Source organism: Methylophaga sp. (genome assembly GCF_030651745.1).
In genome coordinates, this window is record NZ_JAUSCC010000020.1 from 1 (window position 1) to 20,883 (window position 20,883).

General features: G+C 46.4%; 20 protein-coding genes. 2 read left to right on the forward strand and 18 right to left on the reverse strand.

Features of this window, described 5'->3' with window-relative positions; genetic code table 11:
• Window positions 1-72 precede the first annotated feature (72 nt).
• The 8 genes from Q7V21_RS01445 to parE form a co-directional block, all read right to left on the reverse strand.
• Window positions 73-2,946: a formate dehydrogenase subunit alpha gene (locus Q7V21_RS01445; RefSeq protein ID WP_304915581.1), complete on the reverse strand. Its 2,874-nt coding sequence runs from the start codon at window positions 2,944-2,946 to the stop codon at window positions 73-75.
• Window positions 2,947-2,958: 12 nt separating this feature from the next.
• Window positions 2,959-3,168 (reverse strand): Tat pathway signal protein, encoded by a 210-nt coding sequence (locus tag Q7V21_RS01450; RefSeq protein ID WP_304915582.1) that lies wholly within the window; start codon window positions 3,166-3,168, stop codon window positions 2,959-2,961.
• 132 nt (window positions 3,169-3,300) lie between these two features.
• Entirely contained in the window at window positions 3,301-3,876 is a 576-nt protein-coding gene (locus Q7V21_RS01455; protein WP_304915583.1) for a molecular chaperone, read from the reverse strand.
• Between the two features lie 5 nt (window positions 3,877-3,881).
• Window positions 3,882-5,417, reverse strand: a complete 1,536-nt coding sequence (locus tag Q7V21_RS01460) for a 4Fe-4S binding protein (RefSeq protein WP_304915614.1) — start codon at window positions 5,415-5,417, stop codon at window positions 3,882-3,884.
• Between the two features lies 1 nt (window position 5,418).
• The gene (locus tag Q7V21_RS01465) at window positions 5,419-5,874 is read right to left on the reverse strand and encodes a DUF3306 domain-containing protein (protein WP_304915584.1); all 456 of its coding nucleotides are present in this window, start codon (window positions 5,872-5,874) and stop codon (window positions 5,419-5,421) included.
• Entirely contained in the window at window positions 5,871-6,338 is a 468-nt protein-coding gene (locus tag Q7V21_RS01470) for a DUF3305 domain-containing protein (RefSeq protein WP_304915585.1), read from the reverse strand. The genes Q7V21_RS01465 and Q7V21_RS01470 overlap by 4 nt, the downstream gene beginning before the upstream one ends.
• A gap of 53 nt (window positions 6,339-6,391) precedes the next feature.
• Window positions 6,392-8,632, reverse strand: a complete 2,241-nt coding sequence (gene parC / locus Q7V21_RS01475) for a DNA topoisomerase IV subunit A (protein ID WP_304915586.1) — start codon at window positions 8,630-8,632, stop codon at window positions 6,392-6,394.
• 14 nt (window positions 8,633-8,646) lie between these two features.
• Entirely contained in the window at window positions 8,647-10,545 is a 1,899-nt protein-coding gene (parE, locus tag Q7V21_RS01480) for a DNA topoisomerase IV subunit B (RefSeq protein ID WP_304915587.1), read from the reverse strand.
• A gap of 153 nt (window positions 10,546-10,698) precedes the next feature.
• On the opposite strand from parE, the gene Q7V21_RS01485 reads away from it, so the two are divergent.
• Entirely contained in the window at window positions 10,699-10,899 is a 201-nt protein-coding gene (locus tag Q7V21_RS01485; protein WP_304915588.1) for a DUF2892 domain-containing protein, read from the forward strand.
• A 22-nt stretch (window positions 10,900-10,921) separates the two neighbouring features.
• Window positions 10,922-11,494 carry a DUF3365 domain-containing protein gene (locus Q7V21_RS01490; RefSeq protein WP_304915589.1) on the forward strand — a complete coding sequence of 191 codons (573 nt, stop codon included), beginning with the start codon at window positions 10,922-10,924 and terminating at the stop codon, window positions 11,492-11,494.
• Here the strand turns inward: Q7V21_RS01490 and Q7V21_RS01495 are convergent.
• From Q7V21_RS01495 to Q7V21_RS01540, 10 genes are all read right to left on the reverse strand, one after another.
• A complete protein-coding gene (locus Q7V21_RS01495; RefSeq protein WP_304915590.1) occupies window positions 11,491-11,694 on the reverse strand; it encodes a winged helix-turn-helix domain-containing protein in 204 nt (67 codons plus the stop codon). The genes Q7V21_RS01490 and Q7V21_RS01495 overlap by 4 nt on opposite strands.
• Window positions 11,695-11,748: 54 nt before the next feature.
• Window positions 11,749-12,945 carry a MalY/PatB family protein gene (locus tag Q7V21_RS01500; protein WP_304915591.1) on the reverse strand — a complete coding sequence of 399 codons (1,197 nt, stop codon included), beginning with the start codon at window positions 12,943-12,945 and terminating at the stop codon, window positions 11,749-11,751.
• Complete coding sequence (gene ovoA / locus Q7V21_RS01505; RefSeq protein WP_304915592.1) at window positions 12,932-15,079, reverse strand: 5-histidylcysteine sulfoxide synthase; 2,148 nt, start codon at window positions 15,077-15,079, stop codon at window positions 12,932-12,934. The genes Q7V21_RS01500 and ovoA overlap by 14 nt, the downstream gene beginning before the upstream one ends.
• 78 nt (window positions 15,080-15,157) lie before the next feature.
• Window positions 15,158-15,724: a class II aldolase/adducin family protein gene (locus Q7V21_RS01510; RefSeq protein WP_304915593.1), complete on the reverse strand. Its 567-nt coding sequence runs from the start codon at window positions 15,722-15,724 to the stop codon at window positions 15,158-15,160.
• The gene (locus tag Q7V21_RS01515; protein ID WP_304915594.1) at window positions 15,717-16,940 is read right to left on the reverse strand and encodes a tetratricopeptide repeat protein; all 1,224 of its coding nucleotides are present in this window, start codon (window positions 16,938-16,940) and stop codon (window positions 15,717-15,719) included. The genes Q7V21_RS01510 and Q7V21_RS01515 overlap by 8 nt, the downstream gene beginning before the upstream one ends.
• Window positions 16,940-17,650: an energy transducer TonB gene (locus Q7V21_RS01520; RefSeq protein WP_304915595.1), complete on the reverse strand. Its 711-nt coding sequence runs from the start codon at window positions 17,648-17,650 to the stop codon at window positions 16,940-16,942. The genes Q7V21_RS01515 and Q7V21_RS01520 overlap by 1 nt, the downstream gene beginning before the upstream one ends.
• Window positions 17,622-18,029 (reverse strand): biopolymer transporter ExbD, encoded by a 408-nt coding sequence (locus tag Q7V21_RS01525; RefSeq protein WP_069296122.1) that lies wholly within the window; start codon window positions 18,027-18,029, stop codon window positions 17,622-17,624. The genes Q7V21_RS01520 and Q7V21_RS01525 overlap by 29 nt, the downstream gene beginning before the upstream one ends.
• Before the next feature lie 8 nt (window positions 18,030-18,037).
• Window positions 18,038-18,553, reverse strand: coding sequence for a MotA/TolQ/ExbB proton channel family protein (locus Q7V21_RS01530; RefSeq protein ID WP_304915596.1), 516 nt, complete (start codon window positions 18,551-18,553; stop codon window positions 18,038-18,040).
• Window positions 18,543-19,904 carry a MotA/TolQ/ExbB proton channel family protein gene (locus tag Q7V21_RS01535; RefSeq protein WP_304915597.1) on the reverse strand — a complete coding sequence of 454 codons (1,362 nt, stop codon included), beginning with the start codon at window positions 19,902-19,904 and terminating at the stop codon, window positions 18,543-18,545. Before Q7V21_RS01535 ends, Q7V21_RS01530 begins: the two co-directional genes overlap by 11 nt.
• Window positions 19,901-20,668, reverse strand: a complete 768-nt coding sequence (locus Q7V21_RS01540) for a DUF3450 domain-containing protein (RefSeq protein WP_304915598.1) — start codon at window positions 20,666-20,668, stop codon at window positions 19,901-19,903. The genes Q7V21_RS01535 and Q7V21_RS01540 overlap by 4 nt, the downstream gene beginning before the upstream one ends.
• Window positions 20,669-20,883: the final 215 nt, after the last annotated feature.

The following is a 20,883-nucleotide window of genomic DNA, read 5'->3' on the forward strand; positions in this document are numbered from 1 at the left end:
CAGGCATTGCATTCAATACAACGCTCGGCATCACACAAAAACTTCATTCGAGCCATTTAGCAATCCCCTTAATCAGGCAGCACGGATACGACAGAGGGAAACTTTGGTTTCCTGCATCGCCGTAACAGAGTCATAACCATAAGTGAAAACGGTATTACACGATTCACCACGAACATGCGGCACAGTGCCTTCCGGATAATTATCAATCAAATCTTTACCCTGATAGTGTCCACCAAAGTGGAATGGCATAAACACCACACCGCGTTCAACACGCTGAGTGACCATCGCCATTACTTTAATAGTCCCTCCCTCAGGACCATCGACCCAAACCTGCTGACCGTCTTTAATACCGGCATTGTTGGCATCAGCTGGGTTGATTTCAATAAACATATCTTGCTGCAATTCAGCCAGCCAAGGGTTAGAGCGGGTTTCTTCACCACCACCCTCGTATTCCACCAATCGACCACTGGTCATGATCAACGGAAATTCTTTGCTGAAATCCTGAGCCTGTATTGATCCATAACGGGTTGGCAGACGATAAAAGCTGCGACGGTCTTCATAGGTAGGGTATTTTTCAACCAGATCACGGCGAGTCGTATAAAGCGGTTCGCGATGAATTGGTACTGGATCCGGGAACTGCCAGACTATCGCCCGTGCTTTGGCATTACCGTATGGAGCGCAACCATGCTTAATGGCAACTCGTTGAATACCTCCAGACAAGTCGGTTTTCCAGTTCTTACCTTCGGCTTCGGCTTTTTCTTCGGCCGTCAGATCATCCCACCAGCCCAGCTCTTTGAGCATATCGGCGGTAAATTCAGGATAGCCATCGGTGAGTTCTGCACCAACCGTGCTGGAACCTTCAGATAACAGATTAGCGCCATTATATTCGACACCAAAACGGGCACGGAACGGGCCACCGCCCTCGGCAACAGGAATTGAATTGTCATACATGATGTGCGTGCCGGGATGTTTCATTTCCGGCGTACCCCAACACGGCCAAGGCAGGCCATAGGTTTCACCATCACACGGGCCACCTTCGGCTTTCAATGTGGTGGTGTTAAAGGTATGCAGATTTTCAGACTGCAACTTCAAACGTTCTGGAGATTGGCCGGTATAACCTACCGCCCACATGCCTCTGTTGTATTCGCGGGTAATATCTTCGATTAATGGTTCTTCACCATTTACTTCAATCTGATTGCACAGCTCTTGTTCAAAGCCAAATTTCTTGGCGAATTTGTACATGATGGTGTGATCAGGCAAAGATTCAAATAATGGTTTAATAACCTGAAAACGCCATTGCACTGAACGGTTGGATGAGGTCAATGAACCATAGGTTTCAAACTGGGTTGAGGCCGGCAATAAATACACGCCATCAGTGCGATCGTTCATTACGGCAGAAACTGTAGGATAAGGATCAACAACTACCAGCAGATCCAGTTTTTCCATCGCCTCTTTCATTTCCGGGCCACGGGTCTGACTGTTTGGAGCATGTCCCCATAACACCATCGCTTTGATGGCATCATTCTGCTCGATGTTATCTTTATTTTCTAAAACGCCGTCAATCCAGCGTGACACGGTAATACCGTTGGTATACATCGGTGACACCATGGTGCCTTCGACTTCTTCGTATTTGGTTTGATCAAATTTTTGTTTAATCCAATCCAGCTCGACATTCCAAACGCGAGCCCAATGCTCCCAAGCCCCCTCTGCCAAACCGTAATAGCCAGGTAAACTATTGGAAACCACACCAAAATCGGTAGCACCCTGCACGTTATCATGACCACGGAAAATGTTGGTGCCGCCACCGGAAACACCCATATTGCCAAGTGCTAATTGCAAAATACATAAAGCGCGGGTGTTGCTGTTACCTACGGTATGCTGAGTAATCCCCATACACCAGATAACGGTACCGGGACGATGTTCAGCCATGGTTTTGGCGGCCTGGTAAATATCCGCTTCTTTAGCACCGGTTACCCGTTCAACTTCAGCAGGTGGCCAATTTGCTACTTCCTTGCGGATTTCTTCCATGCCAAAAACACGCTGTTCGATAAAGGTTTTATCTTCCCAGCCGTTTTCAAAAATATGCCAGAGCATGCCCCAGACAAACGGAATATCAGTACCGCTACGGATACGAATAAATTGATCGGCATGTGCCGCGGTACGACTGAAACGCGGGTCGACAACAATGATCGGTGCGCCACGTTCTTTACCACGGAAAATATGTTGCAGTGAAACCGGATGCGCTTCAGCTGGATTCGCGCCAATAATGAAAATGGCTTTGGAATTATGAATATCGTTATACGAGTTGGTCATTGCCCCAAAGCCCCAGGTATTGGCAACACCGGCTACTGTGGTGGAATGACAGATACGAGCTTGATGATCGACGTTATTGGTACCCCAGAACGCAGCAAACTTACGGAACAGATAAGCCTGTTCGTTGCTGAATTTTGCCGAACCCAACCAGTAAACTGAATCCGGACCAGAGGTTTCACGAATCTTCAGCATTTGGTCGCCGATTTCATCAATGGCTTGTTCCCATGACAAACGCTGCCATTTGCCATCGACTTTCTTCATCGGATATTTAAGACGTTTATCACCATGACCGTGTTCGCGAACCGAAGCACCTTTGGCGCAATGCGAGCCGAGGTTGAACGGATGGTCAAAGCTGGGCTCCTGACCAATCCAAACGCCATTTTGGACTTCAGCGGTGACACCACAACCCACACTGCAATGACTGCAAACACTGCGTACCCGGGTGATTTCACCTTCGTCATAAGCGGCTTGTCGACGTTCGGAAGCATCGGCTTTTTGAATCATCGCGGTGGGCAACAAACTCATAAAGGCTGCACCACCAGCGGCTATACCTGAACCTTTCAGAAAGGTTCTACGGTTAACACCTGAAACGCCAGTAATGATGGCTGCCGGGTCACGTTTAGTCAGTTTCATAACGTCAGTCTTTTAAAAGTCGGCCAGCTGATAGTAGGTATCAACATGTTTGGTATGTTGGTAGCCTTTCGCAGCAGGAACAGGTTCGTTGGGTGTTTCAGTAACTTTTTGCGGAGCCGCTTGCAGCGTATTTGCTGTCAAAGCCAGCGTCGCCGTTCCACCAATTGTGGCAGTCAATTTGTGCAGAAACTCTCTGCGGCTATTTGATGGCTTTGCAGTCATGGATTTCTCCGGATGAAATTCAATGCAGTGACAAGCAAGAAGTTGTCAGCGTCGACAACAAAATTGAGCCACAATTATCGCGCAGACGACACTACTGTTCAAGGAGATTCGCCTGCTATTTCAAACTATCTGTCATTGTTCAAGACGTTGAAGTTCCGTCTCGATAAACTGTTTCCCCAATAATGCGACACCTGCATAAAACGCAGCACTTTTGGCTTTGGCCAAATCATTAAAAAACTTGGCGGCCCAAGGTCGTAAATGGCTGTTAAAAAAATGCTTATCATCAATAATTGGTGTGCCGTTGGCGGTCAAAATCAAGCGCATCACATCACACTCGCCGGCAATATGATCCTCGGGCTCAGCTTTATCCTGCTGTCGTTCTAATCCCAGTTTGCCAAGATCAACGCGTAATCTGGCCAGTGGTTTTTCATTTAAAAAACCGCTTTGATAAAACGAACCATAAGGAATCACCTCACCTTGTGCGAGGCCGATAAACAATACCTGATATTCATCCGCAATTTGCTCTGCAGTAAATTGTTTGGCTGATTCAATCAATGCCAGCCAGCCCTGACCCAGAGGACTTTCCGGTTCAGTAACCTGCAGACTGCCAATATTATCAAGCAGATCCTGCTGTGGAGGTGCCGCCAGCAATGATGCTAATAAGGCATAGGTTTGTGCACGCCACTGGTTTTCTTCGTTATTCTCCATGCCTGTTACCCTTTTCTGAACATGGCTTTGACGCGACAGTCTTCACACATTTTCAACTGCTCTAAAGCTGCTCCTTGAAACATGTGATGGTCTTTTAATTTAGCAGTGATGGTATCGATCATCTTTTGTGTGGCAAACGGTTTTGCACAACTGATGCAGTGAAAAATGGCTTCTTCATGCAACAATCGTTTCTGGCGCGCCTGATCGCGTTGATAAAGATATCGTGGTGCCAAGGTGATGGCATTTTCTGGACAGGCGGTTTCACAAATGCCGCATTGCACACATAAATCTTCAATAAAGTTGAGCTGCGGTTTATCCACCCCATCAACCAATGCACCTACAGGACAGACCGAAACACAAGACAAACATAAGGTACACGCCTGTTTATCAACCAGAATCTCACCAAATGGCGAAGGTTTTTCCAGTTTGATTTCGGCTTGTGGTGCGGGCGCTTGTTCATACAGATGAGTTAAAGCCATCGTACTGACCCGACGTTTATTATCCATACCGGCAAATCTGCCTGGAGAGACAGCATTTGTTTCCGGCAACTGTTGCAGATGATTTTTCAGTGCGGAGAAATCATTGCCCTGATGCCAATAAATCGCCGCGGGATAGCCCATGCCAGTGAGTAATTCATTACTTAACTGCATTTGCTGCTGCAGTTCCAGCCAATCATGATCACTGTGAGTCAACGCATCCCAGACTGTCACATCGGCAGCGCCATAAGCCATTGCGGCTAGCCAGAATGGCATACTCAACGCGCCGATTTCTTCAATCGAAAACGTGATTACATTATTTGCAAGTTCATGACCCCGCATCTCCAGCAGGGTTTGAGCGTTGGATTCATCATGGATCAAAATATGTGGCGACTGCGTTTCCAGTTCCGCATATTGCTGCATCATTGCGCGTAAACGTTCGAGACTGACATCCAGTGTCGGCAAGGCATAATTCATTGCGCCGGACGGACAAACGGCTACACAACTGCCACAGCCCTGACATAAATTGGGATCCACTCTTACTTCATCCCCTGCATGACTGATAGCTTCAGCGGGACAAGCATCAAGACATTGATTACAGCCATTCAAGCCACGTCGGGAATGCGCACAGATATTTGCTTTGTATTGGAAATATCGCGGTTTATCGAAAATACCAATCAGATCGGGAAGTTGCTGTAAGGCCTCTGCTAACGCTTGTTGATTATCACCCGGAGCAAAATAACCTAAAGGCGACACTTTTTGTTTAAGAATTGGCGAATCACTCAGATCCAACACCAAATCGAAACGCAAGGTTTGCCCAGCAATAATGGCATCAAACTCGCCTAGCCAGCCGGTTAAGCTAACCAATTCAATTGGTAAAACCGTTATATTGTCACTACTGATAGTTGCGCCATCCGTGATCACAGCACTGATTGTCAATGGCGGACAGTGTGGTGCTACAGCAGAAATCGCTTCGCCACTACCAATAATCAACAAACGACCACGGGATTCAAATTCGATTAATTGCACAGGATGAATTTCAATTCGCCCTGCTTCCAAAACCACGTTATGCAATGGGGTTATCCTCTTCGTCGCGATCATCTCGCGGTTTTGTGTCTTGTTCTAATTCGCTTTCTTCAGCTGAAGTAACTTTATTTGTTTGCTCTGCGGCTTCATCTGCCGCCAGCTGGCGTTCCAACATCCGCTTCATTTCATGGGTAACCACTGAACCCAAGCCAGCAAAAGCATGATAATTGTAATCATTTTCGTATTCTTCAAGTCCGTCGGTTTTATTAAAACCGGGTTTACGGAATAAATCGCGTAATGCTTGTTGTTTGGTTTCAGGGTCAACATCTTCACGTTGCCATATGGGTAATTCGGCTGGATCTTTTGCGACCGTTGACTCGGGCGGCTCAGTGACAGGCACATTTTCGGTTACTGGTTCTGGCAGCGTTTCAGATTGTTGTTTACGCCGGGACCAGCGCGATAAGAAATTCTCGGATGCAGATTTTTCTTTCATCATGCGTCTCCTTCATTGTCTTTCCAACGTTGACGCTGACGTTTCTTCGGAGCTTGTGGTGCGTAATGATAGAGCAGAAAGCGTTCCAGCCAAATACATAATTCATCAGGCAAGGGCGCATCGAACACCTGATCACCGGCCTCCATATACGAAGCGGCTTCATCAAAGTCCACGGTAAGTAAAACGGGCGTTAACAAATCATTTTCCAGACGACCAATGAAATAGATCTTGGCCTGTTCAGACATCAGATTAACGTAGTAACTTTCACAGTAATGGCGGAATAATCGCAGATGTAAATCAGGAAAAAACAGCAGTTCACCTTGAGCCTGCGCATCGGATAATTTGGCTTCACTCAGTCCAGGCATTACCCCGAGTAATGACCAGGAATGTTTGGCCCAGCGGTGCTGACTGGCTTTTTTCAGCAATACAGCAGTTACGGAAAAATGATCAGAAGGTAAGTCCAGCATCTCTATCAGGCTTGTTGATTTGAGCCTAATAGGATAACAAGTAACCGAGTTTTTTACTCGGCTACTTCGACTGCAGTTACTTTTTGTAGTCCCCGAGGTAATTTATGTCCACGTTTGCCGCGCTCACCAGCATAATGCTGCAAATCAGCTGTTTTGAGTGTCAGATGACGACGCCCGGCATGCAGCGTCAGACTGTAGTTTTCCGGAATCAACGTTACCGATTGCAACCATTCCTGACCGCTGCTGAAACGGGCCTGCGGAATATTAATCAGCCGAACGCCTTTGCCTTTATTCAATTCTGGCACTTCACTGATCGGGAACACTAACAAACGACCATCTCCCGCTGCTACAGCAAGTTGCTGAGGTGTTTTGCTATCCAGCACTAATGGTGGTAACAAACTGGCTTTTTCCGGCAGATTAAACAGCGCTTTACCGGCTTTGTTTTTGGCCAGTAAATTATCAAAGCGGGTGACAAAACCATAACCGGCGGTATTGGATAACAGCACCATCTGTTCATTTTCAGCTGCAATCACTGCAATAAACCGAACTTCAGCAGCCGATTGCAGACGACCACTTAATGGTTCCCCCTGGCCTCTTGCCGAAGGCAGAGTATGTGCGGGCAGAGAATAACTGCGTCCACTTTCATCCAGGAACACCACTTGCTGATTACTGCGAGTTTTCACCGATGCCAGATAACGATCGCCAGTACGGTAATTTAATGACACCGGATCCACATCATGGCCTTTGGCAGCCCGTACCCAACCACTGGCGGATAACACGATGGTCAAAGGTTCGGTCGGTAATAACTCATTTTCATTCAGAGCTTTGGCGGCATCACGCTGTTTGATCTCACTGCGTCTATCATCGCCATATTTTTCAGCATCGGCAGTCAATTCTTTGCGGATCAAAGATTTCAAGCGAGTATCAGAGCTCAGTAATAATTCCAGTGATTTACGTTCTTTGCTCAGTTCATCCATTTCACCTTGCAGCTTCATTTCTTCAAGCTTGGCCAAATGACGCAAACGTAATTCAAGAATGGATTCAGCCTGACGATCACTGAGATTAAACCGCGCCATCAACTCGGCTTTGGGATCATCTTCATTACGAATAATCGCAATGACTTCGTCAATATTCAGATAGGCGATCAGCAAGCCTTCCAACACATGCATGCGATCCAGCACTTTATCGAGTCGGAACTGCAAGCGACGGCGTACCGTTTCAACACGATAAATTAACCATTCACTGAGCATTTGCAGCAGGTTTTTCACCTGTGGCCGACCATCCAGACCAATCATGTTCATATTGACACGATAGCTGCGTTCCAGATCAGTGGTAGCAAACAGATGCAACATCAGACTTTCAATATCGACCCGGTTGGATCGCGGCACAATCACCAGTCGCACAGCTTGCTCGTGATCCGATTCATCACGTAAGTCGGCCACCATAGGCAGCTTTTTATTATTCATTTGCGCGGCAATCTGTTCCAACACTTTGGCACCGGAGGTCTGATATGGCAGCGCATGAATAATGACTTCGTGTTCTTCGACTTTGTATGACGCCCGCTGGCGAATTGAGCCGTGGCCGGTTTCATAGATACGGCGGATCTCTGTAGGCGATGAAACAATTTCACCGCCGGTAGGGAAATCCGGTCCCTGAATTTCGGTTAACAAATCATCCAGCGTACTTTTCGGTGATTTGAGTAATAACAAACAGGCATTTACTACTTCGCGCAGGTTATGCGGCAGGATATCGGTCGCCATACCTACGGCAATACCGGTGGCACCATTGAGTAATACATTTGGCAGTCGTGCAGGCAGTAACTGTGGCTCATCCATGGTGCCATCAAAGTTAGGCATCCATTCGACGGTGCCCTGTCCTAATTCACTTAATAATGTTTGAGCATAAGGTGCCAGCCGCGCTTCGGTATAACGCATGGCGGCGAAGGATTTGGGATCGTCCATTGAGCCCCAGTTGCCCTGGCCATCAATCAATGTGTAGCGATATGAGAAAGGCTGGGCCATCAACACCATGGCTTCGTAACAGGCTGAATCGCCATGCGGATGATATTTACCTAATACGTCACCCACAGTACGAGCAGATTTTTTATGTTTGGAAACCGCACTGAGACCGAGTTCTGACATCGCATAAACAATGCGACGTTGTACCGGCTTCAGACCATCGGCCAGATGCGGCAAGGCCCGATCCAAAATGACGTACATGGAATATCCCAGATACGCTTTTTCGGTAAAATCACGTAGCGGTTGCTGTTCCAGATCGTCGACTAATGCACTCATTTAAAATTCTCAGTTCAGATTAAACCATCAGCCAAATCGCCATGCTGTTCCAGCCAGATTTTGCGATCACCAGCCCGCTTTTTGGCCAGCAATTTATCTAGCATCATAAAGGTATCGTCCTCGGCATCAATAGTCAGACGAATCAGCCGGCGAGTATCGGGGGCCATGGTGGTTTCACGTAATTGCAAAGGATTCATTTCACCCAGACCTTTAAAGCGCTGGATACTGACTTTGCCTTTAATTTTATCCCGTTCGATACGGTCCAGAATGATTTTGCGTTCCTCATCATCCAGCGCGTAGAAAACCTGTTTGCCAACGTCGATTCGATATAACGGCGGCATTGCCACGCAGATATGACCGGCCTCAACCAAAGGTCGGAAATGACGCACAAATAACGCACATAATAAAGTGGCAATATGCGCACCATCCGAGTCAGCATCCGCCAGAATACAAATTTTGCCGTAACGCAGACCAGTGAGATCATCTGAGCCTGGATCAACGCCTACTGCAACGGCTATGTCATGAACCTCTTGTGAAGCCAACACTTGGGAAGCTTCGACTTCCCAGGTATTCAAGATCTTGCCACGTAACGGCATGATGGCTTGAAATACTCGATCCCGTCCCTGTTTGGCACTGCCGCCAGCAGAATCGCCTTCCACCAGAAACAGTTCGGTTCGAGCTGGATCCTGAGAAGTACAATCTGCCAGCTTGCCGGGCAATGCCGGACCGGACTGCACCCGTTTACGCACCACTTTTTTGGCTTGTTTTAAGCGGGATTGGGCATTATTAATCGCCAGTTCGGCAATTTTTTCACCATCTTCAATATGATGATTAAGCCATAGGCTGAATGAATCTTTTACAGCCCCAGCAACAAACCCGGCACATTGTCTGGAAGACAGACGTTCTTTGGTCTGACCGGAAAACTGTGGATCCTGTAATTTGACCGATAACACATAACTGCAACGTTCCCAGATATCTTCGGCAGAGAGTTTTACCCCACGTGGCAGCAGACTGCGAAACTCGCAAAACTCACGCAAAGCGTCCAATAAGCCTGATCGCAAACCGTTAACATGGGTACCGCCCTGGGCTGTGGGGATCAGATTCACATAACTTTCTGCAATCACCTCGGCTGGTTCAAGTTGCCACATTAATGCCCAATCAACTTCCTGGGTTTCATCAGCAAAATGTCCGACAAACGGTTTAGCTGGAACGCAGGGAACGTCAGTCATCGCATTGGCGAGATAACTGTTCAAACCATCTTCATAGCACCAGCGATCATTTTGTTGTTCGGGGCTGCTTAAATCTGCAAAAGTAACCACTAAACCTGGACACAATACCGCTTTGGCTCGCAGCACATGACGCAGTCGGGAGACTAGAAATTTGGGCGCATCAAAGAAACTGGTATCCGGCCAGAACCGTACACTGGTACCGGTATTTTTTTTGCCAACGGTACCGGTTTCTTTTAACGATTCAACCAATAAACCATTTTCAAAGGCGATACTGTAACTGACGCCATCCCGGCGGATATTGACTTCCAGCCGTTTGGATAAGGCGTTAACAACGGAGACACCCACGCCATGCAGACCACCGGAGAAACGATAATTTTTATTGGAAAACTTACCGCCGGCATGTAATCGGGTCAGAATGACTTCAACACCAGGCACGCCTTCTTCAGGGTGAATATCCACCGGCATGCCGCGTCCATCATCTATTACTTCAAGCGAATTGTCTGGATGTAGGATGACTTCAATATTGGTAGCGTGACCAGCCATTGCTTCGTCAACACTGTTATCAATGACTTCCTGAGCCAGATGATTCGGCCTTGTGGTATCGGTATACATACCAGGTCGCTTTCTGACCGGATCCAATCCCGTTAGAACCTCAATTGCCGAAGCGTCGTAGATATTGGTCATTTTCTCTTAGTCAAAAAATTCAAGTTGCCCGAAGGTTAGCAGGATAAAAGCCAGATGTACAAGCATCTAAACTCTTGCAATGAAATAACTAAGCTTGCATAACATATAACTATTATCTAATATTAGAAAACACTAATTTACAAGGAGAGCGACATGAATATAGATAAAATGGTTTTTGCCTTTGCAGGAAGTTTCATTCTGATAAGTTTGTTGCTTTCACAGTTGCATCATATTTACTGGCTGTGGTTCACTGCATTTGTAGGCTTAAATATGTTACAGGCAGCCTTTACCGGTTTCTGCCCACTGGCGATGTTGCTCAAAAAGTTTAATATTCCTAAAGGCAATGCATTTTAACGACTCAGCGCGGAGTAATATTATGAATATTCGACCGATTCTTGTGTTCACCATCCTGTTATTCTCTGCTCCGCTGCATGCTGACGATGCAAAAGATTTTGAAAAGCAGGCCAATCAGGCGATAAAAGAATTTGCCGAAACCCTCAAATCCGCCTTGATGTTATCAATGCAAACAGACGGTTCGGTTAAAACCATCGCGGTATGTAAAGATATTGCCCCAAGAGTCGCCCAGCAGGTTTCCGAAAAATACAATCTTGATGTCAGTCGAACTTCATTAAAAGTGAGAAATCCCGATAACACCCCCGATGAATGGGAAAAAAAGGTGCTGCAGGATTTCAATAACCGTTTGGAAAAAGGGGAAACCATCAAACAGCTGCGTTTCAGCGAGCAAGTTGATATTGATGGTGATAAACAACGCCGCGTAATGAAAGCCATCGGCACGGATTTAGTCTGCATTACCTGCCACGGTGAAAAAATACCTGATCAGATTCAAGCAGAATTAAACAAACTTTACCCTGATGATCAGGCCACCGGCTTCAGTATCGGCAGTGTCAGAGGTGCGTTTAGTGTGAAGGAAATTGTTGCGGCAGATTAACTTTCTTTCAAGTCGATAAATTCCGTGCGTCCTTTTTGGATTGACACCAGTTTATCTTCTCTGGCCAGCCAGCCAAGCGCCCGCTGTACTAACTTGATATCAAGTTCACAAGCCGTTGCCAGCTTTGTGGTGCTGGTCGCACCGTTCAATTGCAAATATTTCCAGATTTTGCCTGCTGCATCCCCAATAATCTGTTCCATCACCAACCTCACCTTGTTGAAGAAAATCGTTGTTATCGAACACTTCCAGCGCGTTTAATTCTGTTCTGTAGATTCCGCTATTACAACTTTTTGCCAAGCGGCGACAATATGCTGACAAGCTTGTTGAATAACAGTTCTGGGCGCCGCAATATTCATTCTCATAAAACCACTGCCACCCTCGCCAAACATTAACCCCGGGTTCATCGCGACACCAGCCTGCTGCACAAAAAAAGCTCTCAGCTGGCTGTCATTAAGCTGCAAAGCATGGCAATCCAGCCATATTAGATAGGTCGATTGCAATGGTAATACACGTATCTTCGGTAAATGTTCAGCAAAAAACTGCTGTACCCATTCATAAGTTCGCTGCAAATATGCCAGAACTTGATCCAACCATTCATCGCCATTTTGGTATGCAGCTATTGTTGCTTCAATACTAAATGGATTCGCTGCGCTGACATGCCATGAATTAAATACTTCTTCAATCGCTTGTTTATGTTGTGGGTTCGACACAATCAACATCGACATACCCAAACCGGCAATATTGAAGGTTTTGCTGGCTGAAACGGCGGTAATGACTGGCACATCATTGGTTAAAGATGCCAACGGAATATGCTTGTGCCCAGTGAAAACCAAGTCGGCATGAATCTCATCACTAACAATAATCAATTGATATTGTCTGGCTATATCCAGCAGCTGCTGTAATTCAGTCTCAGTCCAGACCCGCCCTCCCGGGTTATGCGGAGAACATAACAGCAGCATTTTGGCCCCTTCTGCAGCCTGGGTAGCCAATTGTTCAAAATTAATCTGATACTGGTCATCGAGCAGAATTAATGGGTTTAATACCAACTCTCGATGGGTTTCTTTCACTGCGGAAAAGAACGGAAAATACACAGGCGGTTGGACGATGACCTGATCCTGCTTTTCGGTCAGCGCCATGATAGTCGCATGCAATGAAGGCACGACACCGGGACAGATGAGAATATTGTCAGCTTCAATAGACCAGTTATGCCGCCGTAAAAACCACAGCCGGGTTGCTTCATATAGGGCTGCTGGATATTCGCTATAACCATAAACCGGATGTTGTGCTCGATCTACTAACGCTTTAGTCACCGCATCGGGAGCAGCAAAATCCATATCTGCCACCCATAACGGAATCGCGTCATCCCGTCCAAATAAACGCTGGCGTGCATCGTATTTAAGACTATTCGTGCCGCTGCGATCTATCGGCTGGTCAAAATCAATTTTCGTCATTACGACGTTCCCAGATAGTCACCTCTGACAGAGTATGCTGGAATTTACGTCGGGTTTCACGAATAACAAACGCTTGCGAAAAAGGTCCATCAATCAAGTTAAAGTTTTGCTCCAGTAAACTCTTTATCCCATCCAGTGTAGAAAAACTTTCGCCGTCTTTTTTAAAGCCGCCCAGCCAATTGGCTTTTTCCGTGTGTTCTTCCAGCCAGGTATAGGGTGAAGTCAGTACTAACAGTCCACCGGCATTGATACGTTGATGGATCTGTTTTAAGAATAAAATCGGGTCATACAGTCGATCCAGTAAATTTGCCGCCAAAACCAGATCATAATTGCTGTAAACCGCTTTCAGATTACAGGCATCTCCCTGCATAAAATCGACTTTATGAGCACTATCCTGCAGATTGAAATTAGTCAGCCGTTGTTCGCGATACAGCAATAAATCACCTTCATCGACAACGGCGTAGCGGATCACCCCATCCCGTTTCAGCTGCACCCCGAGGTTGATCAAACGTGCCGAGAAATCAATACCGGTAACATGATCAAAGTGTTTAGCTAATTCAAAACTGGCTCGGCCCACCGCACATCCCAGATCAAGAGCACGTCTTGCTGGTTTGTCTGCCATTTTCTGAATGGCGATTTGGGCAATGGATTTTTGAAAGTTGGGTACATCAAAATAGCTTTCACCATAGTGAAATTCGGCGTACTCCGAGAGCATTTTATCGGTTTCGTAATTTGAATCGAGATTCACCACAGATGCGTCGGATACGACATAGCGAAAACCGGCATGTTGAAAAAAGTGTCTGCGAAAAGCATAACGTGCAGAAAGGCGCGTCTCATTGCCACAAGAAATCCAGCTGCCACCTTTAATCAGATTGTGCTTTCCGTCATAAGTTGGTGTAGTGAAATCATCATATAAACGATGCACTTGTGACCCATCAAATGGATATATCGGTGTTTCGGTCCATTGCCATACATTGCCTGTGACATCATAAAAATCGCCTTGGACGAAATGATTGACCGGACAGGACGAAGCAAAATGATCCAGATGAATATTGGCCGGAGCTGGACCTTGGTTGAGCTCCTGAATATTTGCAGTTTGTGCCAGACGATACCATTCATCTTCGGTTGGCAAGCGTACATTTTCACCAGTTGTTTCGGCTTTCCAAAGGCAGAATGCTTTGGCCTCATGATAATTCACCTCAACTGGCCAATCCCAGCGCATCGGCACTACTTCAGTCATTAATCGCAGCTGCCAGCCTTGCTCGGATTTAATCCAGAATGTTGGATGCTCAGCTTGAGTAAATTCCCGCCACTGTAGTCCCTCTTCCAGCCAATACTGTTGTTGCAGATAACCACCCGCTTCAACAAACGCCAGAAACTCCTGATTACTGACCAGATACCTTGCCGCCTTAAACGCTGCAACTTCGGCCTGATGCTGGCCGTATTCGTTATCCCAGCCGTAATAGCCATCATCAAATGCTTTTCCCAGTTTTACGCCACCGGCGTCTACAGGCAATAACCTGTTCTCCGGTGCAGCCCCGCTAATATCACAGGCTTTCCATTCAGCTTGAGATTGCACCCACTGTAGTTGTTGCTGTCGTATTAAAACGGAAGAGGTTTCCAGGTGAATATTTTCATGCTCAATACACATCACTATCGCCCACCAGGGATTTTCCCAATTAATCGGTAAGCTCAGTGGTGCGTTTTGAATCAGCTGGTTCACGGTATTTTTGACTTGCTGACGATAGGCTTTAACCTCGGCAACTGTCGGCCAGTCATAATGAGCCTCATTGAGGTCATCCCAACTCATTTCATCCACTCCAACAGCAAACATGGATTCAAAACGAGGATTGATACGCTGTGTTAACAAACCAGCCAATAACAGTTTATTTACAAAAAAAGTCGCCGTGTGGCCATAGTAAAAGATTAATGGATGACGTAACGGAATACTTTTCTGATAAAAACCTTCTTCCGATTTCAATGTTCCAAACAGGGATTCATAGCGTTCGAACGTCGCATTAAAGTAGATTGCGAGTTCGGCGCGCATGGCTTCTGTGTCTTTTTGATCCAACCGAGGAGTACGCAAAATAGTGTGTTCAGAATGAGAAAAAGAGAAGGCTTGTTCAGCAGTCATGAGGCAAAAATCCCTTTTAGGATATCTGAGAGAGATAATCTGACTTAATCTTTAGCAATTGGTTTCGTGGAAAGCCGATTATAACTGGGCAGCGAGCCAGGCCGTTTTTGCAGAGAGCTCGACCGAACAACTCCACTTATATGCCAAATTGATGGTTTCTGCACAGGCATACACACCATGCCCGCGAACAATGACAACTTTATGACCCGACAGACCTTGGGCTACCGCAACTGGGGATTTCTCAACATACTCGGCATAATCAATCGAGATAACCGGTACTTTAGGAAAATAAAACTGACCTTCAAAATCCTGAGGAATAAAATCTTCACCACTCATAGTCATGGCAATGGCATGCGGTCCATGGCTATGAATCACGGCTTTGGCTGCGGGATTGTGTTGATAAGTCGCTATATGAAGCGGCGCATCCAACGAAGCACCTTCGCCAATCTGGCCTTCTATATCGCACAGCACCAGCATTTCCGGAGTTAAGGTGTCTGCACAGCAGCCGGTTGGTGTCACCCAGATCTGATTATGCCAACGCAATGATGCATTGCCACTATGCGAGTCATTACAACCGTACTGGCGCAGCCAGTGATAATGCTGAACCAGCTGAGCTTTCAGTTCGCTCAATGCGGTTTCAGGCATCTTCCTTGTCCGGCCGCGTATTCTGCAAATGTCTCAGCCATTGTGAAGCCTGATTACGCACTTCGCTATAGGCCAGAGCACGATTCAGATGCTGTTCGGATTGTTCCATATTGCCTAAATGATAATTGACCATTCCAGAAAGCATCCATGCCTGGCCGCGTTTATCTTGCGGTAATTTTTCCAGACTTTGTTGTAATGGCCCAGCAGCTTCTGACCATTCTTCCATGCTGATAAAGACTCTGGCGAGTTTTAAATCGGTTTCACCCGACGCATCCATGGACTGCATTCTAGCAAGTACCTGTGTGGCATTTTGATTTTCTCTGGCCGCCAACCAGCTATCCGCCAAGGCTTCAAGATTTTTGAAATTACGCTCAATCACTCCGTCATCCATAGACTTCTGTAACAGCTGAGCAGATTTATAGGGGATATTCAAATACCGGTACATATTCGCCAAGCGTAATACCGTGTCTTTATCGCCCATGTTGAGGCGTTTGGCCAGCATCTGCACCGCCAGTGAAGTCAGACCTTTTTCCTGCTGTGCATATAATGCCGCCAGTTGATCCCAATAGGTTTTATTGACTGGAAAACGTTCGATTAAAATTTCCAGCACCTTGATCGACTGATCGTATTGCTGCATTTCCATATGAGCACCTAATTGCAATCTATACCAATTCTCTTTCGGCGCCTTATCACGCTGAATAGCAATACGAATGGCTTCTACTGCTTTGCTAAACTGATTTATCTGGTAATGAGCCGTTGCCAGCAAAACATACGCATTGCTGCTTGCCTGCGGCTCATCTTTTAACCATTGCGTTAGCAAGTCGATGCCTTTCTGGTACTTTCCATCACTAATTAACAGCTGCGCCAGGTTATAACGCAGGTTATGAGTTACGTTTTCAGGTAAGGCATTGAGTGCTAACGCCTGTTCAAACTGTTCAGCGGCCAGTTTGTATTGCTCAGTTTCAGAATACAGATAGCCCAAGGTCTGTAACACTACCGCACGTTCGTAGGAGCCCGCTTCAGTCTCACCAACCAGTTTTTTCAGGTCGGCTTCAGCCTGACGATATTGCTGCTGCTCCATTTTTTCCTGAGCAGCACTCAATGCATTGTAGGTTTTTTCAGTCAGCAAATAGTCATTTGCCAATACTGAAACAGGCCAAACCAAGCAACTTAGCAAGGTCAGCAAAGCGAATTTCTGATTAAGTTTGTTCATCATTATCTGGCCAGCTTGAATTCAATTTCCTGGGTTGCCCGACGTTCAACCGGCTCACCATCAACCACTTTCGGCTTGAACTTCCATTTGAGAATGGCCGTCATCGCTGCATTATCAAATACATTCTCCGGATTGGCTGACACCACAACAGGATCTTTAACCTGCCCATCACGCGTTATTGTAAAGGCCACGGTCACCACACCTTCTATACCACGTCGTTGTGCAACTCGTGGGTAATTAGGCGGGATGCGTACTAATGGCACCACTTCATCATCAATTTGTGGGCCGGCTTGCGCTGGCATGGGTGATGGCGCCGGTGCCGGTTCAGCACTGAAGTCACCGAGGTAAGGCTGGCCGGCAATATTCAGCGGTACATCAATCCTCGGCATATCCATTTTGGGCTGCTGAACATTAGGCTGCGTCATTTTCGGTGCCGTGGTAGGTGTCGGCGGCGGTGGCTCTTCCGGCGGTGGTGGTTTTTTCGGGATCTCGCGTTTTATCGTCTCAGGCAGAGTTTCTTCCTGTTTGAGGCGTATAAAATCCAGCACCAGCATTTCATTATCATCACGATAAAGATTGCTATCGGAAGTGGTCATTTCTTTCATTAAAGTAAACAGACCATAATTAACCATTATAGCCAGCACTAATCCAATCAAGATCCGCATAGCCGGTGATTCTCCGCGACTAGTCTCGTTCAGCAGCAATTGAGACATTCGCAACTCCCGCCAAACGTGCCTGATCCATGACCTCTATCAATAAACCGGTTTTCGCATTTTCATCGGCCAGAATAATCACCGAGCCTTCCGGATTTTCTGCATACATACGTTCGACATTGGCCCGAACAGCACGCCGATCAATTTGCCGCTGATCCATCCAGATTTCATCATTTTCTCTGATTGAAATCAGGATATTGGCACGCTCTTTTTCCACCGCCGTTTTGGCTGATGGACGATTTACATCAACACCGGTTTCTTTAACAAACGAGGTGGTAACGATAAAAAATATCAGCAATATAAACACCATATCAATTAACGGTGTCATGTTGATTTCAGCTATACCGCCGCTTTGGCGACGGGAATGTCTTTTTCGCATAAACTTTCCTAATCTCTGCGTAGGGCGTCAGCCACGTTATTGACTTCTCTGGCGACACGCTGTTCCAGCTGAGTAATGAAATAGAGCCCTGATAAAGCGGTCAGCAAACCACCCATCGTTGTTATTAATGCCACTGAAATGCCACCGGCCATACCGCGAGTATTTCCCGTTCCAAAAACAGTCATTACATCGAAGGTCTGAATCATGCCATGTACGGTGCCCAATAAACCCAGCATCGGTAAGGCCACTGTCAGTGTACGAATCACGATTAGAAAACGCTCCAACATCACCCGGCTTTCGGCGATCATGCCCTGGCGAATTTGCTGTGCATACCAGCTGGCCAAATCTTCACGCTGATGCCATTCATCCATCATCTTTCGTACTTCACGTGGATGCAGAAACCAGATAAACACGTAGCGTTCAATAATCAGTGTCCACATCAGCACGGAGGCCAGCAAAATCAGCCACAGCACCGTCCCACCGCTTTCCAGCAGCAGCTGTATCTGAAAGAGATTATCCGTCACGGTGTTTTGTTTGTGTTTCAGCGTTACGAGCGACAATCGCTGCACTTTCTTCATCAAGGATCTGAATCAGACGATTGCTTTTGCTCGATAAAGCGCTATGGATTAATAAAATAGGTATCGCTACTGCCAAACCTAACTCTGTGGTCACCAGTGCTTGTGAAATACCACCTGACATCAGTTTCGGATCGCCAGTACCAAATAAGGTGATGGCCTGGAAGGTTTCAATCATGCCTGAAACCGTACCCAGCAGCCCCAACATGGGTGCTACCGCCGCCAAAATTGCCAACGTCACCAAACCTCGTTCGATACTTGGCGTTTCGCGAAGAATCGCTTCGTCCAGTTTTAATGACAATGTTTCCACGTCCTGGGCAATTTTGTCGCTATACACTGACAGAATTCGTCCCAGCGGATTTTTCATATCCGGCTCTTTGGCTTTCTGCTGCTTGTTGACACCGTGCTCCAAGCGCATCAAGGTCACAAAGCGAATCAGTGCAATCAGCAAACCAATCGCCCCCAAAATCAGGATGATATAGCCGATCCAGCCACCTTGTTGAATACGTTCACGTAAATCAGGTGTTTGCACCAGTAACGCCATGATGGCACCACGTGTCGGATCGACCACGACTGTTTGGATTTTACCGGCATCACTGTTTTCGAAAGCTTGGATTTGATCGCGTAACCGCTGAACGGGTTGTCTAGCCAGTTCTACCAGGTTTTGGTTTTCCGACATATAACGCAGAAACTTGCCATCACTGAAAGCCGTAAACACACCAACTCGGGTTACGTTTCGCTCGGCAACTTCGCCATTGGCAGTAATCACCTGCGCTTGAAACTGTTCAACTTTGCCTGAATGCGTCATTTCATGTTGTAACACCAACCACAGTTCTCGTAATTCATCGATACTCGGTTGTTGTTTGCGTTCACTCAATCCAGACAGAAAAGCAATACGTTCCGGATATTGCACACTGGTCATTGAGGTTTCAATAACCGCACGACTGTCATTTGCCATCTGACGAACTGAGCCAAACAGCTCACCCAGTGAACCAGAACGCTCCTGCAACAGTGATTCTTGCTCTGCCAATTTAAATTCATTCTCTTCAAATTGGTCGTTGAGCCTTTCAGTACGGCGTTCTTCCGCTGCTAAATCGGCTTTTGCCTGTGCCAGTAATTGTGCCTGACGGTCACGTGCTTGCAGAAATTCTGCCTCACGTAAGCGATTTTGCTCTTGTTCAATGACACGTTCACGTTTGACTTGATCCAGCAGCTGGTCGAGGTTGACCGGTTTATCCTCTGCCATTACAGAGAATGGCATGGCCATCAAAAAAATAATTAATGTAGAAATACTTCTCATTGGATCGCCTCTGGCGTTCTTACCGGCAGGGTTAATAAATCAGGTGGCAATTGTTTACGAGCCACTTTCAAACCTTGAATAATTGACTGAATGGAATCTCGCGAAAGCGGCTGCCAAGTTCTGCTATCTTGATCCCACATACCTGCTTCACGTTGATCCAATGTCAGGTAATAAAGCCCCATTCGGCCTACACGCAGGAAATCTACTGTACGAGTGCGATCTTCTGTTTCCAGTTCTCCTTGATAGGCTTCCAAAGTACGTCCATATTCTGTTTCGACCTGATAGGCTTCAAAAATACGGCGGAATTTTTCAGCCAGATTCACATCGGCCCGAGCCATCATCGTTTTTAATTGTTCAATACGGCTCAGACGTTCTTCAGGTAAAAACGGAGTATCCAATTCAACGAACTGCTCAATCACCTCCACCATTTTGAGCATCAATGGCACGATATCGCGTTGTGTAGTATCGATATTGGCTAACTGAGCTTCGACTGAGAGCAGTTCGTCTTGTTGAGAAGACACCAATTGTTCAAGCTGGCTGTTATAAGCCGCCAGACTTTCTTTTTGATTTAATACACTGCGGTACTCGGCGAGCAGTTCACGCGTTTGATCATCCAGATTATCAATCTGTTGCTGAGTACGTTGTGCTGCAGTATCAGTTTGCACTTGTTGATCAATAGTTTGATCCAATGCACCAGCATAGGTGAATGAAGGCACCAACCAGATGCCCAGCAGGCAACATAGTCGGCTGAAATTAAATTGCATAAAATTTTCCTTGTGTTACCGGATGTCGGCGGTGGAAATGAAAGCGACATCTTATCAAGAGAATACGCACCGTGGAAAGCCTAAATGCGATCTCTTATCATTTAGACGAACAGTTAAAGAAAAAGTGCAAAAAAAACCAAAAAAAAGCCAGACCGTTTGGTCTGGCTAAACCTTCATAGAAGGAGAGAGAAATATAAGACAATAGAAGCTGAACA

Bases quoted from the DNA above. Each gene is read 5' to 3' on its own strand.
- Q7V21_RS01500 (WP_304915591.1), bottom strand. From the start codon at position 12,945: ATGACGAAAATTGATTTTGACCAGCCGATAGATCGCAGCGGCACGAAT.
- Q7V21_RS01515 (WP_304915594.1), bottom strand. From the start codon at position 16,940: ATGATGAACAAACTTAATCAGAAATTCGCTTTGCTGACCTTGCTAAGT.
- Q7V21_RS01510 (WP_304915593.1), bottom strand. From the start codon at position 15,724: ATGCCTGAAACCGCATTGAGCGAACTGAAAGCTCAGCTGGTTCAGCAT.
- Q7V21_RS01495 (WP_304915590.1), bottom strand. From the start codon at position 11,694: ATGGAACAGATTATTGGGGATGCAGCAGGCAAAATCTGGAAATATTTG.
- Q7V21_RS01455 (WP_304915583.1), bottom strand. From the start codon at position 3,876: ATGGAGAATAACGAAGAAAACCAGTGGCGTGCACAAACCTATGCCTTA.
- parE (WP_304915587.1), bottom strand. From the start codon at position 10,545: ATGACCAATATCTACGACGCTTCGGCAATTGAGGTTCTAACGGGATTG.
- Q7V21_RS01450 (WP_304915582.1), bottom strand. From the start codon at position 3,168: ATGACTGCAAAGCCATCAAATAGCCGCAGAGAGTTTCTGCACAAATTG.
- Q7V21_RS01445 (WP_304915581.1), bottom strand. From the start codon at position 2,946: ATGAAACTGACTAAACGTGACCCGGCAGCCATCATTACTGGCGTTTCA.
- Q7V21_RS01540 (WP_304915598.1), bottom strand. From the start codon at position 20,668: ATGCAATTTAATTTCAGCCGACTATGTTGCCTGCTGGGCATCTGGTTG.
- Q7V21_RS01490 (WP_304915589.1), top strand. From the start codon at position 10,922: ATGAATATTCGACCGATTCTTGTGTTCACCATCCTGTTATTCTCTGCT.
- Q7V21_RS01465 (WP_304915584.1), bottom strand. From the start codon at position 5,874: ATGATGAAAGAAAAATCTGCATCCGAGAATTTCTTATCGCGCTGGTCC.
- parC (WP_304915586.1), bottom strand. From the start codon at position 8,632: ATGAGTGCATTAGTCGACGATCTGGAACAGCAACCGCTACGTGATTTT.
- Q7V21_RS01535 (WP_304915597.1), bottom strand. From the start codon at position 19,904: ATGAGAAGTATTTCTACATTAATTATTTTTTTGATGGCCATGCCATTC.
- Q7V21_RS01470 (WP_304915585.1), bottom strand. From the start codon at position 6,338: ATGCTGGACTTACCTTCTGATCATTTTTCCGTAACTGCTGTATTGCTG.
- ovoA (WP_304915592.1), bottom strand. From the start codon at position 15,079: ATGACTGCTGAACAAGCCTTCTCTTTTTCTCATTCTGAACACACTATT.
- Q7V21_RS01520 (WP_304915595.1), bottom strand. From the start codon at position 17,650: ATGTCTCAATTGCTGCTGAACGAGACTAGTCGCGGAGAATCACCGGCT.
- Q7V21_RS01525 (WP_069296122.1), bottom strand. From the start codon at position 18,029: ATGCGAAAAAGACATTCCCGTCGCCAAAGCGGCGGTATAGCTGAAATC.
- Q7V21_RS01485 (WP_304915588.1), top strand. From the start codon at position 10,699: ATGAATATAGATAAAATGGTTTTTGCCTTTGCAGGAAGTTTCATTCTG.